Here is a 13,238-nt window from a genome sequence, read left to right on the forward strand (position 1 = left end):
GTTATCTAGCTATTGCTGGGAAGAATATGAAAAGAAGGGTAGTTCAAATTGTTCGATCTCCTGTTGGGGGAATCAGAAAGCATATTCTTTCAATTATCGAAGGTCTAGGTGATGAATTTGAAATGTTCCTGATCACAGATATTTCGGATGCTGATAAGAGATATTTTGAAGATATAGAAAGAAAAAGTAATAAGTGTTTAAAAGTATTCAATTTAAAAATTCTGGATCAGCCTGGATTTAGAGATTTATTAAATATTTACAAAATATTGCAGATTGTTAAGCTGATTTCACCAAATGTCCTCCATGGCCATGGAGCTAAAGGAGGACTTTATGCGAGAGTGGTAGGTTTTCTTTTAGGGGTAAAGGTGATCTACACAGCTCACGGTGGATCTATTCATGATATGCATGGAAAAATAAAAAATAGAATTTATTCTATTGTCGAGAGAATTCTATATAAGTTTACAGATTTACTCGTTTTTGAGTCTAAGTATACGATGAAGCAATACTCTTCTAAAATTGGCCGAGAAACAACTGATGAGAAGTTTTGCTTAAACTATAATGCAATTGATTTTAAGGAAAATGTCTTAGAACTACAGTGTAGAGAGATTAATCCTGAGAAACTTATTGTTATTGGTGCATTTGGACTCTTACGCTTCATTAAAGGACATGACTTATTAATAATGGCAGTCTCTTCTTTAATAGAAAAAGGCTATAAGATTCAATTAAATATTTTTGGCTCGGGGGAGGAAGAGAAAAGCCTACTTGATCTCGCCAAGAGCTGTGGGATGTCTGATTTCTTTAAAATATTTAGAGAAGCAGATTCTGTTAATGTTGAAATGAGTAAATGTCACATCGTGGTCCATCCATCTAGATTCGAGTCCTTTGGCTACGTACCACTGGAAGCCCTTGTTAATGGTGCCACTGTTGTTAGTTCTCTTGAGGGGGGGCTTTTTGAAGTTATGGATGAAGGAAGATCTGGTTTTTGTGTAAAAGATTTAAGTGAGAATACGCTATCTAAGCAAATTGAAATGGCAATCTTAAACAAGTCAGAGAGAGAGAAGAAATTTAATCATGCTATTACTTACCTTTCAGAAATGTTTTCAACAACTATATTTTTTAAAAGGTTAGGAGAGATATATAATGATTGTAAAAAATAAGAAAATAGAAGTTACCTATGTTCTATTAGTTTCTATACTTTTATTTTTACCTTATTACATTAATTTAGATTTAGAGATTAAAAAGGATTGGGATTTGTGTAACTCTTGGTCCTTGTTGTTGAAGTCTATTGTCCTCGAATATAAGACTTTCCCTTTTATTGATCCATGGACAGGAGGAGGGAGTAGTCTACTCTCTAATCCAAACCTTTGGTTTTTTTCTCCTAATTTCTTATTAAATCTCATCTTACCTATAAACTTATCTAATATTATATCTTTAAATATTATGACAATTTTAGGTTATTTTGCTGCTAAGAAATATTTCTATTCCAAAGGAGTCAAAGGAGATGTTCTATGTCTTGTCTCTACTTTATTCATTTCTTGTAGTTGGTTTGGACTACACTTTGCTGAAGGTCATGTTCCATTTCGAGGATTTTTGTTATTTCCTTTGGTTTTATATTATTTGGAAAACTTAAATCCAAGGAACTTTTTCTTTCTATCTCTCTTGGAAGCCTTTTTTTTCTTAGATGGGGGAATGTATCCATTTATCTTTTCAATTGTGATCACTGGATTATATGTGATTTTTGGAATAGTTAATTTAAAAGAAACTCTAAACCTTTTTAAGAAAAATATACAATTAGTTATCTACTCATTTATTTCATTCTTTTTATTAGTATCTCCTAAACTAGTACCAATGCTTATAGATTTTGGAGATCGAGAGCCGCACTTCATTAGACCAATGATGACTTTAAAAGATATTATGAAATCTTATTTCTGGCCCTTACAGGTAATTAGCGATCCAGTTGAAAAGTCTTGGATGTTATTTCATGAATTTGGCAGTTATATCGGAATTCTCTCTCTCATCATAATTTTAGTTAGTTATTTAAAAAATAAGAAAATAATAGTGTTGAATAAGAGATTTCTATTACTTGGATTTTTACTAGTTTTAATGGGAACTGGTGCTTTTAAAGATGGGAATCCATATACTCTCTTAGAGCTAATTCCCTTAATCAATAATGCACATGTACCTACAAGGTACTTAGTTATTCTTATGATTTTTTACTTTTGGTTATTAGGCTTCTTTCTTCAGAAGATTTCTTTAAAGAAAGTACGCTACTTCTTAATGGCAATACTCCTGCTAGAGTCTATTTTCGTTAGAAGCTACACAACGATAAAAGCGTTTGAAATGGAATCTACAGAGGCACGAATTAATAAGTTGATAACAAAAACAGGTTTAAATAAGACAATTGAATATGGATATAAGCCAGATATATATTATATGAAGAATACATCTTCTAAAGATTATTATGATCCTGCTAAGCAGGAAAAATTTATTTATTCTAATCAGGATGGAGCTTATTTTGGTGGAATTAAGAAAAATAAAGATCAAGGGCAAGTGGAAATAATTAAATATGTTCCAAATCAAATAGTGTTTAAGTATCAGGGCTTGAATTCTGATAAAGTAACAATTAATGCAAACTTTAGTAAATACTGGTCGATAAGAAACTCTGACCAGGAGCTCCGCGAGAGTAATGGCCTATTATCAGTAGAGAATATTTCTGGGACAGGATTTGTAATATTAGAATATTCTCAGAGGTATATTTACTTTCTGATCTCTTTATATTTTTTAGGACTCTTTCTATATCTAAAAGAAATCTTCTATTATAAAAGGAAAATATGAACGAAAAGAAATTTAATCAAATAGCTTTAGTTGTATATATGTTGCTTGCTCTCATTTTTGTTCAAAAGCTTTCCTTAGTAATTCTAAGTATTGAGTGGGTTGATTATTTCAAACTAGAAAACTTTTCAACAATAGACGATATGAAGAACTTCTACATTAATCTTAGAACAGGGGTCTCTCCTGTTTTAAGTTTCTTTGAGATCTCAGAGTTTCTTCTAACTGGAAAGAATGACTTTATTCGATTTTATTTTAGTAGAGCTGTAATCATTTTGAACTTTATATTCGCGGCCTACCTATTTGGTAGCACTAAGTCCAAAAGTTATAGACTTATTATTAGTATACCAATTGTTTATGGAGTATCTCTGATTGGAGGTATGAACTACGATTGGTATTGGCCATTTTTCACACTTCTCTTTTTATTTTTTCTTAAGATTAGTGAAAATAAAAATCGGTATGTCGGGGTGATTATTTTCTTTTCCGGGGCATTCTTATCTTTTGCAGAACTTTCAAGACCGTTTGTAATTCTTACCCTGCCATTTTTTATTCTCTATGCGCACAAGAAGCTAAGAGCTAAAAACAAAAAAAAGCTTTTTATAATTTTCTTGTTGCCGATTTTTATTTTCAGTGGTGGGTGGAGAGTTAAGCTTTTCTCATATAACTCACCTCAGATTATTTGGTCAGACTATGGTGGTTGTAACCTTTTTGAAGCTTGGCCTGGTGTAGGGTATAAAGTTCCGTATTCGTATATAAATACAGATGAGGGAGCAAAGCTTTGCAAGGAAGGTAAAGAAAAAGTTTTAAAACATATGATAAGCAATCCTGGAGAAACAGTAATTGTTTCATTTAAGAAAATATGGAGTTTCATGAAGTCTAAGGCAAATTGGCATGGAATGAAGGAGGGAGTTAAGGTGAACTTCCTTTATAGATTAATTTTAAAAATACTTTTCTTTATTTTTGTAATTTCAGGTTTTCAATTACTTTATAAACTCTTAAGAAATCCTAAGCTGTTTTTGAGAGAGGATAGCTTAATTAAAGTACCAATATATATGTATTTCTTATTTCTTGCTATTCTTAATGATGGGTCAGAAAGAGCAAGATTTATTGTCTCTTTTTCACCGTTCCTTATTATGTTAAGTAATTTTGAGACATTTGAAGGGATATTTGAAAAAGTTAAATCTAAGATGAGGCTTAAAAGTTAATTCTCTCCCTTTCTATAACAAGAGGTCTTTTCTTAGTATTGGTTAGAGTCACTCCAATATATTCTCCAATAACTCCAAGGAAAATAAGTTGGATTGAAGAAATTAGGAAGAGACCAATTGTTATCGGGGCAAGACCGAGGGGGAATTTATCCCAGTAAATTAATTTATATACAAAGTAGATAATAGCCGCGAGAAAGCTTAGTGCCGCGGTTACGCCGCCAATTAAGGTCGCGAGCCTGAGGGGAACTTTAGAATGATTTACGAAGCCTAGAATAGCAAGGTCATAAAGTGTAAACCAATTATTTTTTGTAATACCTCTCTTACGAACTGGTTGATGGTATTCAATTATATCCCTCTTAAATCCAAGTTCAGCAATTAGACCTCTAAGATATGGATAAGGATCATTAACATCGCGTAGTTCATTCATAACTCTTCGATCATATAGACCAAAGCCCGTGAAGTTTTTTACTTGTTGAACATCTGAAAACTTATCTAATAGATTATAGTAGAGTGTTCTTAGTTGGTACATGATCCAACTTTCAGCGCTTGAAGTCTTAACTCCAACAACCAGAGGATTTCCATTTTCCCACGAGGAGATAAAGTTTTTAATTAATGCAGGAGGATCTTGAAGGTCGCAAACAAATAATATTACAGCATCTCCATTTGCTTGTAACATTCCATAGAATGGGGATCTTACATGGCCAAAGTTTCGCTCGTTAATAATAACTTTTAAGTCATGATTCACTCTCGCCATTTCTCGTAAAATTGCAATTGTTGTATCGGTTGAGTCGTTATCGATAAAAATATGCTCAAACTCATAGTTAGAAATTTTTGAAGTGACTTCTTTAACTTGCTTATATACTTCAGCTACATTCAATTCTTCGTTATAGCATGGTGTAACTATTGATATTAACTTCTTACTCATGATTGACCTTGTCACACTTGGTGATCTAAGAATAGGGTTCGTTTCATATATATTATAGTTAAATATACGTTAAATAAACATTTAGGCTCTAGTATTTATAAGAGCTAAGTTATTTCCTTAAACCCCTTTTTTAATATATTATTACAACAATGAATAAGCTAGTAACAGTTTGCGTCCCAACATTTAACTCAGAGGCTTCGATTTTCGATACTTTGGAATCGATCAGCAAGCAAACATACTCTAATATTAGAGTTATTATTTTTGATAATTGCTCATCTGATAATACTCTTACAATTGCTGAGAGTTTTACAAAGAAAATTAAAAATTTTGAAATACGAATGTCTTCTGAGAATTTAGGTGCAGAGGGAAATTTTACAAGATGTCTACAGGTTGCGGATTCTGATTTTACTGCGATTTATCACGCTGACGATATATACGCAGAAAATATAGTTGAGAGACAAGTACAGGCATTCATTGATACTCCGAAGCTTCTGGCCGTTAGTACTCATGCGAATGAAATTGATCATAGTGGAAAGAAAATAGGAGAAAGGTTTCTTCCTGAAGAATTAAGAAAGAGTGAGTTAACAGTCCTAGGGTTCAAGGAGCTTTTAGAGCTTACTTTAAAATATGGAAATATTGTTACTTGCCCCAGTGTTATGGTTAAAACTTCTATTTATAACCAAGATATTAAAACCTGGAATGGTTCAAGATATAAGAGTTCGGCTGACCTTGATATTTGGTTGCGAATTGCTAAGCTTGGGTGCTTCGCAGTTATAAATCAGCCTTTAATTGATTACCGTGTTGCAGATATAAGTACAAGTTATAGAATGAAGAAGAATAGAGTCGTGCGTCATGATATGTTTCTTGTTATTGATGAGTACTTTGACAAGGCTGAAAACGAGAGGCTTTCGGACTTTTATGACTTTCTGTGTCTGAAAGATCTTGCTCTTAGGGTTTTGAATGGATCAAAAGAGCGTTTGAGTCCTCTAGGGGTTAAATATTTTCGAGTAGCGCTGTCTAGTTATTGGCACAGTTCCTTTTATTTGAAGATTCTTGTTATTTGGATAGCGCGTATTCTAAGGTTAGTTAAATAGTTTTTTATTTCTATTATCAAGAGAAAACGTTATATTATACGCTCATAAAAAAGGATATCTCATGAGTAAAATAGCGTTGATTACAGGTGTCACAGGACAAGATGGCGCCTACCTTTCAGAATTTCTATTGAAAAAAGGTTACACAGTTCACGGAATTAAGAGAAGAAGTTCTCAGTTTAATACTGATAGAGTTGATCATATCTTTGAAGACGTTCACTCTGAAAGTTCGAAGTTTCACTTGCACTATGGTGATATGACGGACTCAATGAATATTACTAGAATTATTCAAGAAACTCAGCCTGATGAAATTTATAATTTAGCGGCGATGTCTCATGTTCAAGTTTCTTTTGAAACACCTGAGTATACAGCAAATACGGATGCTCTAGGACCTTTGAGGATTCTTGAGGCTGTACGACTTTTGGGAATGACAAAGAAGACTAAAATTTATCAAGCCAGTACTTCTGAATTATATGGACTTGTTCAAGAGGTTCCTCAGAGAGAAACGACACCCTTCTATCCAAGGTCTCCATATGGAGTCGCAAAACTTTATGGCTATTGGATAACAGTAAACTATAGGGAGGCCTATGAGATGTTTGCTTGTAATGGAATTCTCTTTAACCATGAGAGTCCAATTCGTGGAGAGACATTTGTAACGAGAAAGATTACAAGGGCCGCTGCCAAAATAGCACTTGGCTTGGACAAGAAATTATATATGGGTAATCTAGATGCAAAGAGAGATTGGGGACATGCAAAAGATTATATCGAAGGTATGTATTTGATGCTTCAACAAGATACTCCAGAGGATTTTGTTCTTGCCACAGGTATCACTACGACAATTCGAGACTTTATCCACAAGGCTTTTGGGGAGCTTGGAATTGAACTTGAGTTTGAAGGATCAGGTGTGGAAGAAGTTGGTAAGGTGAGGAAATGTACAGGTGATTTTAAATTAGAAGTTGGAGCCGAGGTTGTGCACGTTGACCCTAGATACTTTAGACCAACTGAAGTTGAACTTCTTATAGGAGATCCTACAAAGGCCCAGAAAAAGCTTGGTTGGAAGCCAAAGTACGATCTAGATTCTCTCGTAAAAGAGATGGTTCAGAGTGATTTAAAATTGATGCAAAAAGATCGCTACCTTCAAGAGGGTGGTTATGAAATAAAAAGATATTTTGAGTAACGTATGAAGCTTTTAATTACTGGTGGATCAGGAATGGTGGGTCGCAACCTTCTTGAAAATACCAAGATACAAGAAAATGAAGTTCTCTCTCCAAAGAGTTCCGAATTAAATCTATTAGATATTGATAGCGTTAAGAGTTATTTAGATAAGAATAAACCTGATGTTATTATTCATTGTGCAGGTAGAGTTGGTGGAATACAAGCTAACATAAAAAATCCCGTAAGCTTCTTGGTTGAAAATATGGATATGGGTAGAAATCTTGTCATTGCGGCAAGAGATGCGAAAATTAAGAAGTTGATTAACTTAGGTAGCTCTTGTATGTACCCTCGCGAAGCCTCTAATCCCCTGAATGAAGATCTTATTCTAAAGGGAGAGTTGGAGCCAACAAATGAAGGCTATGCATTAGCAAAAATAGTTGTAGCAAGATTATGTGAGTATATCAGTAAAGAAGATAGTAGTTATCAGTATAAAACAATTATTCCATGTAACCTATTTGGTAGCTACGATAAATTTGACCCTGAAAACTCTCATATGATTCCAGCGGTTATAAGAAAAATTCACGAAGCAAAATTAAATAAAGAGTCAAGAGTTGAGATATGGGGAGATGGAAAAGCCCGAAGAGAATTTATGTTGGCCTCTGAGCTCGCAGATTTTATCTCATTTGCATTAGAAAATTTTGAAAAAGTCCCAAATTATTTAAATGTAGGTTTAGGTTATGACTACTCTATAAATGAGTATTATGAGGCAATAGCAAGCATAATCGGTTGGAATGGTGAATTTTTTCATAACTTAGATAGGCCAGTTGGAATGAAGCAAAAAGTTGTAGATATACAGCGCCTCACAGATCTTGGATGGAAATCTAAGGTAAGTCTAAAGTTGGGCGTAACCAAAACATATGAGTTTTTTATGGAGAATTATGGAAACTGAAAATAGCTTCCCGCTGGCACTGTCGAGCTGGGATCATGAAGAAATTGACGCCATTAATGCAGTTATTAAGTCTGATAGATATAGCATGGGTCAATATGTTGAGCAATTTGAAGAAGATTTTTCAAAGTATATTGGAGCTAAATATTGCGTGATGGTTAATTCTGGATCGACGTCAAATTTAATTGCAATTGCAAGTTTATTTTATAGAAAAGAGAATCCACTGAAAAAAGGGGATGAAGTTATTGTTCCTGCCGTTTCATGGTCGACAACTTATACTCCTTTGCAACAGTACGGTCTAAAGGTTAAATTTGTAGATATTGATAAAGACACACTTAATTACGATTTAGATGCATTAAGCACTGCTATAAGTGACAATACTAAATTAATTGTCGCTGTTAATTTACTCGGAAACTCAAATGATTTCGATAGAATTAATGAAATCATTGCTAATAAAGACATTATTATTTACGAAGATAACTGTGAATCATTAGGGGCAAAGTTTAATGGTAAAATGGCCGGAACTTTTGGATTACTAGGTGGATACTCGACATTTTTTAGTCATCATATGTCTACTATGGAAGGTGGTTTAATAACTACTGATGATGAAGAACTCTATCATATTATGCTGTCTCTTAGATCACATGGTTGGACGAGACATTTGCCAAAGGAAAATTTAGTAACAGGAACGAAATCAGATAACCCATTTGAGGAATCATTTAAATTTGTTCTACCTGGTTATAATGTAAGGCCAGTCGAAATGAGTGGTGCTATTGGAATTGCTCAGCTCAAAAAATTGCCAAAATTTATTGAAGAACGCAGAGAGAATGCTAATTACTTTAAAGAGCAGTTTTCAAGTTCGAAGTATTTTCATATTCAAGCTGAAGTCGGGGAGTCCAGTTGGTTTGGATTTGCTCTTACACTTAAGGATGATACTCCTTTTGAGAGAAGTGAATTAATAGCATTTCTTGAGAAGAATAAAATAGAGTGTCGTCCAGTTGTAACGGGGAACTTTACAAAGAATGAGGTAATTAAATATTTTGATTACGAAATTCATGGTGAATTAAAGAATGCTGATAGAGTAGATACAAAAAGCTTCTTTGTTGGAAATCATCATGTTGACATGAAAAAAGCAATTGATCTACTACAAGCGAAAGTAGAAGAATTTGTAAATTTAAAGTTATAAATGAAGATATTATTTGTAGATATTGAATATGATTATGGAATTAAGTCTCGTGGTAAGAACTGTATCGGGCAAGATGGTTTTAAGAAGACGTTAGAGAATCTTGGTCATGAAGTCATTCCTTTTTATTATGATAAATATCTTAATAATACGAAACCTCTACAGGAGGCTCTTTTAAAAAAAGCAGATCAGGTTAAACCTGATCTTATCTTTTTTATAATTTTCAGGGATCACTTTGAAGTAAGTACGTTAAAGAATTTAAAAGAAAAGTATACTACAGTTAATTGGTTTGGGGATGATTCTTGGCGTTTTGATAACTATACTTATAAGTATGCTAAGAGCTTTAGCTGGTGCATAACAACAGATAAGTTCTCGATACCAAAATATAAAAAGCTTGGAGTGGAGAATGTGTTTATGAGTCAATGGGCCGCTATTGATCAAAACAAACTACCTGAGTTCACTGGTTATAAGTATGATGCTACTTTTGTTGGAGCTAAGCATCCATATAGAAAATGGTTTACTGATCAATTGAGAAAGCGTGGCATAGATATTCAATGCTTTGGGTTTGGCTGGGAGAATGGTTCCTTGACTAGCGAGCAAATGAATCAGATGTTTATTGAATCCAAAATTAACTTAAATCTCTCTAATAGTAATAGTTTTGATCTTAAATATCTTTTAGCAAATCCTCTAAATATTGCTCATACTATAAAATCAAAAAAAAGCATGAGTCAGATGAAAGCAAGAAATTTTGAAATAAATTTCTTTGGAGGATTTCAATTAACTAATTATGCTCCAGGGATAGAAGACTATTACGATATAGGTCGAGAAGTCGCTTGTTTCAGCGATTTAGATGAGGCTGAAATGCTAATAAAGTACTACCTTTCTAATGATTCTTTAAGAGAGAAGATTAAAGAGGTTGGCCATTTGAAAGCAAAGAATGAGCATGGCTATATAAATAGATTGAGAGATTTTTTTGAGGAGCTTTCAAGGTGAAGAAGGCTACAATTGTTGTCTCCGCTCCCTATATGGGTAATAGACTTTTTGATTTAGGTAATAAATCTCTCAACAGAGACGACTGTCTAAGGGCCTTCTTTCTTTTAAAAGAAGAGTTTAAGCTAAAGGGTTATGACTTATCTACTCAGGATGTAAATTCAGAGATTGAGTCAGAAGTTGTCATTTATAATGAAATGCCAAAAGACTTTTCAAATGTAGTTAAAGAGAAGTCATATCTATTGATTTTTGAATCAGATATTATTAGACCAGATAATTGGGATCTAAGGAAGCACGATCAATTCAAGAAAATTTTCACCTGGAATGATGATTATGTAGATAATGTGAAGTATTTTAAAATGAATTTTCCTAATACATTTCATTATACTAATCCTGAGAAGTGCCTTAGAGAGAAGTTTGCTGCTCTCATATCAGGAAATAAAACATCTAGGCATGAAAGAGAGCTTTATTCTGAAAGATTAAAAACTATTCATTGGTTTGAGAAGAATCATTCTTATGATTTTGATTATTATGGATTTGGATGGGATCAGTATAATTTTGGTTCCCAAGTTATTGGTAAGATATTGAAAAAATTGGGAGCTTATAAGTTTTTACCAAAGAGAACAACTTGTTCATACAAAGGTCTAGTAGATAGTAAATTCGAAACCTTAAGAAGATATCAATTTAATATATGTTATGAGAATGGATACGATATAACAGGGTATATAACAGAGAAAATTTTTGATGCACTATTCGCGGGCTGTATTCCTATTTATTGGGGAGCTCAAAATATTAGAGCGTTTGTACCTGAAAACTGTTTTATTGATAGGCGAGTATTTTCAACAAACGAAGCTCTTTACTTACATCTTAAGAGTTTAAAGTATGAGTCGATTCTTAAGTATCAAGAAAATATTCTTGCTTATTTAAAGTCAGAAGAAGCAAAGTTCTTTTCTAGTGAGTACTTTGCAAAAAACTTGTCAAAAAAAATACTTTGTCTTAAAAGTTAGATTTTTTTTGATAAAAGTGAAGAAGAGATAATATCGATAAGTAAAAAACTATTAAAATAACTCCTGTCTTTGGAAGATAAGTGAGTTTGATCACATACTTTCCTGGAGTGTTAAGAAGTAGGCCTTGAAATATGTGATTCATTTTATAAATTTTAGATTCCTTTCCATCTACTAAAGCGCTCCATCCACTTTTGTTATTTTGATTGATGATGATCATTCCTTTAGACATGGTTTCAATAGTAAAGAGGAGAGAGTTTGGTGATAGCGAAAAATTACTTATTTTGTAATTAGATTCGGCGCACTTGGTTATGCTACTTTCATTATTTGTTAAGAATGATTCTTTCGAAGGATTTATTTGAGAAATTTTAGCATCCACAAAATCATTATCTGATTTGAAATCTTTTCTTTGAATATTGCTCTCTAGGTTTATGTTGCATGAAAATCTTACAATTTTACTGTTGAATGGCATATCTTTCATGCGCCAGTAATATTCAGAGATAGTATTATTATAGCCATGAGAGATCGGTATTTTCTTTGATAGCCAAGAATAGTCATTATACTCGAACTCTGGAGCATTATTTAGAACTCTTGAATTTTCACTGAGTACTGGTGAAGCTTTTAATCGATGCTTTAGCTCTTTAGGAAAATCTTGAATACTCTTTCTTCCACCATTTGACTCTCTCTGTATTCCTAGTTTTAAAGTGATTGAGGTAATAGTAATGAGAATAATGAAAGATGCAATTGCTTCTTTCTTTTTAGAAAGACAGGAGAGAAGTTCTTTTAATCCATAGGAGGATAAAATAATGGTCAAGAATATTGCTATGTGAAGATTATAAAATACCCAGCGAAAAGATGAGATAATTGGAATTCTTGACGTAAAGGCAAGTATCATTTTTTCATTCGAAGAAAAAAGCATTGATACAATAATGGATATAATTAAAAAAAGTATAGTCTTTTTTTCTTTATTAATTCTTCTAAGTGAAATGAGTGTAAGGGGAAGAACTATTAATGAATAGTAGGAGAAGTTAAGAGCGCCCCATGTGGACTCTCGAAAAGAGAAAAAACTTTTTAAAATTGATGATAGGGATAGTCCGTGAGTCACATTACCCGACAGCTGACGCAGTCTTGGCTCCTTAATAATGAGATCTCCTGTAAGTTCACTATATTGTTTAATAAAATCGAGAGTTCCTTCAAGATTTAATATTAAGAAAAAGATAGTCGGAATTAGGAAAAGGGGCATCTTTTGTAAAAGGAAGAATTGGAAAGACTTCTTATTTTTTTTGGTAAAGTAAAGAGCAACGACAAGATTAAATAAAAAGAAAATGGTGATGTAGTAAAAGTATCCCTTTACTGTTAAAGAGGCGATTATACATGCTTGTAATAGTACTTTGAAGAAAGTTTTTCTTTGCTGGTCTAGATTAAAATAAGTAAGCCAAACGAGGAGGGCCAAGGAGTAGATGAAGCTGATTTGTCCAACAACTGGAGGAATCATAACTAAAGTGCTCATTAATCCTATATAGTTGGAAATATTCTTAGAGAAATTTAGGTTTTGAAATAAGAGTTTTGAACCATAGAAGAATAAGAATGCACCAATTATAATATTCACTTCAGCTAGGTAAACAGGAGAAATGAAGAGACTTAGCAGGAGTAAGCACAGGTCAATTGGTGAGTATAAAGAATTTGTAAAAAAGCTACTTGCTAATAGAGGAGTTCCTGACAATACAAAAGGATTCCAGAAGGCAAGGATGCCACTCTTTAATGAATCGGAGAGGTATATAAAGTTTGTGGTGATAACATCAAACGTATCCCAGTGCGTATAACTCTTTCCCACTATGACACTAAGAAAGCTGATGAGAATCAGAATTAAACAGACTGGTGTTGAGAAATACTTTAACTTATTCATCTTG

General features: G+C 33.1%; 11 protein-coding genes. 9 read left to right on the forward strand and 2 right to left on the reverse strand.

What is annotated here, in order from left to right; genetic code table 11:
- The first annotated feature begins 26 nt into the window (after nt 1-26).
- Genes CES88_RS10290 through CES88_RS10300 form a run of 3 tightly spaced genes read left to right on the forward strand, consistent with a single transcriptional unit; the run spans nt 27 to nt 4,034 of the window.
- The gene (locus CES88_RS10290; RefSeq protein WP_290734022.1) at nt 27-1,157 is read left to right on the forward strand and encodes a glycosyltransferase; all 1,131 of its coding nucleotides are present in this window, start codon (nt 27-29) and stop codon (nt 1,155-1,157) included.
- Nucleotides 1,141-2,835 (forward strand): hypothetical protein, encoded by a 1,695-nt coding sequence (locus tag CES88_RS10295; protein WP_290734024.1) that lies wholly within the window; start codon nt 1,141-1,143, stop codon nt 2,833-2,835. Before CES88_RS10290 ends, CES88_RS10295 begins: the two co-directional genes overlap by 17 nt.
- On the forward strand, nt 2,832-4,034 hold the full coding sequence (locus CES88_RS10300; RefSeq protein WP_290734026.1) for a hypothetical protein: 1,203 nt from the start codon (nt 2,832-2,834) through the stop codon (nt 4,032-4,034). Before CES88_RS10295 ends, CES88_RS10300 begins: the two co-directional genes overlap by 4 nt.
- On the opposite strand, the gene CES88_RS10305 is transcribed toward CES88_RS10300, so the two are convergent.
- Nucleotides 4,024-4,959, reverse strand: coding sequence for a glycosyltransferase family 2 protein (locus CES88_RS10305; RefSeq protein WP_290734028.1), 936 nt, complete (start codon nt 4,957-4,959; stop codon nt 4,024-4,026). The two genes, CES88_RS10300 and CES88_RS10305, sit on opposite strands and share 11 nt — an antisense overlap.
- A gap of 149 nt (nt 4,960-5,108) precedes the next feature.
- On the opposite strand from CES88_RS10305, the gene CES88_RS10310 reads away from it, so the two are divergent.
- The 6 genes from CES88_RS10310 to CES88_RS10335 all read left to right on the forward strand — a co-directional run bounded on the left by CES88_RS10310 (nt 5,109) and on the right by CES88_RS10335 (nt 11,331).
- The gene (locus tag CES88_RS10310) at nt 5,109-6,053 is read left to right on the forward strand and encodes a glycosyltransferase (RefSeq protein WP_290734030.1); all 945 of its coding nucleotides are present in this window, start codon (nt 5,109-5,111) and stop codon (nt 6,051-6,053) included.
- 61 nt (nt 6,054-6,114) lie between these two features.
- Complete coding sequence (gene gmd / locus CES88_RS10315; RefSeq protein WP_290734032.1) at nt 6,115-7,227, forward strand: GDP-mannose 4,6-dehydratase; 1,113 nt, start codon at nt 6,115-6,117, stop codon at nt 7,225-7,227.
- Between the two features lie 3 nt (nt 7,228-7,230).
- On the forward strand, nt 7,231-8,154 hold the full coding sequence (locus CES88_RS10320; protein ID WP_290734034.1) for a GDP-L-fucose synthase: 924 nt from the start codon (nt 7,231-7,233) through the stop codon (nt 8,152-8,154).
- Nucleotides 8,144-9,337 carry a DegT/DnrJ/EryC1/StrS family aminotransferase gene (locus tag CES88_RS10325; RefSeq protein ID WP_290734036.1) on the forward strand — a complete coding sequence of 398 codons (1,194 nt, stop codon included), beginning with the start codon at nt 8,144-8,146 and terminating at the stop codon, nt 9,335-9,337. Before CES88_RS10320 ends, CES88_RS10325 begins: the two co-directional genes overlap by 11 nt.
- Nucleotides 9,338-10,327 (forward strand): glycosyltransferase, encoded by a 990-nt coding sequence (locus tag CES88_RS10330; protein ID WP_290734038.1) that lies wholly within the window; start codon nt 9,338-9,340, stop codon nt 10,325-10,327.
- Complete coding sequence (locus tag CES88_RS10335) at nt 10,324-11,331, forward strand: glycosyltransferase family 10 (protein ID WP_290734040.1); 1,008 nt, start codon at nt 10,324-10,326, stop codon at nt 11,329-11,331. The genes CES88_RS10330 and CES88_RS10335 overlap by 4 nt, the downstream gene beginning before the upstream one ends.
- Here CES88_RS10335 and CES88_RS10340 read toward each other — a convergent pair.
- Nucleotides 11,321-13,234 (reverse strand): hypothetical protein, encoded by a 1,914-nt coding sequence (locus tag CES88_RS10340; protein WP_290734042.1) that lies wholly within the window; start codon nt 13,232-13,234, stop codon nt 11,321-11,323. The two genes, CES88_RS10335 and CES88_RS10340, sit on opposite strands and share 11 nt — an antisense overlap.
- Nucleotides 13,235-13,238: the final 4 nt, after the last annotated feature.

It is taken from the genome of Halobacteriovorax sp. JY17 (genome assembly GCF_002753895.1).
Classification (GTDB): Bacteria; Bdellovibrionota; Bacteriovoracia; order Bacteriovoracales; family Bacteriovoracaceae; genus Halobacteriovorax.

Excerpts from the sequence above, each read along its gene's own strand:
- CES88_RS10290 (WP_290734022.1), top strand. The coding sequence starts at position 27 with ATGAAAAGAAGGGTAGTTCAAATTGTTCGATCTCCTGTTGGGGGAATC.
- CES88_RS10295 (WP_290734024.1), top strand. The coding sequence starts at position 1,141 with ATGATTGTAAAAAATAAGAAAATAGAAGTTACCTATGTTCTATTAGTT.
- CES88_RS10300 (WP_290734026.1), top strand. The coding sequence starts at position 2,832 with ATGAACGAAAAGAAATTTAATCAAATAGCTTTAGTTGTATATATGTTG.
- CES88_RS10305 (WP_290734028.1), bottom strand. The coding sequence starts at position 4,959 with ATGAGTAAGAAGTTAATATCAATAGTTACACCATGCTATAACGAAGAA.
- CES88_RS10310 (WP_290734030.1), top strand. The coding sequence starts at position 5,109 with ATGAATAAGCTAGTAACAGTTTGCGTCCCAACATTTAACTCAGAGGCT.
- gmd (WP_290734032.1), top strand. The coding sequence starts at position 6,115 with ATGAGTAAAATAGCGTTGATTACAGGTGTCACAGGACAAGATGGCGCC.
- CES88_RS10320 (WP_290734034.1), top strand. The coding sequence starts at position 7,231 with ATGAAGCTTTTAATTACTGGTGGATCAGGAATGGTGGGTCGCAACCTT.
- CES88_RS10325 (WP_290734036.1), top strand. The coding sequence starts at position 8,144 with ATGGAAACTGAAAATAGCTTCCCGCTGGCACTGTCGAGCTGGGATCAT.
- CES88_RS10330 (WP_290734038.1), top strand. The coding sequence starts at position 9,338 with ATGAAGATATTATTTGTAGATATTGAATATGATTATGGAATTAAGTCT.
- CES88_RS10340 (WP_290734042.1), bottom strand. The coding sequence starts at position 13,234 with ATGAATAAGTTAAAGTATTTCTCAACACCAGTCTGTTTAATTCTGATT.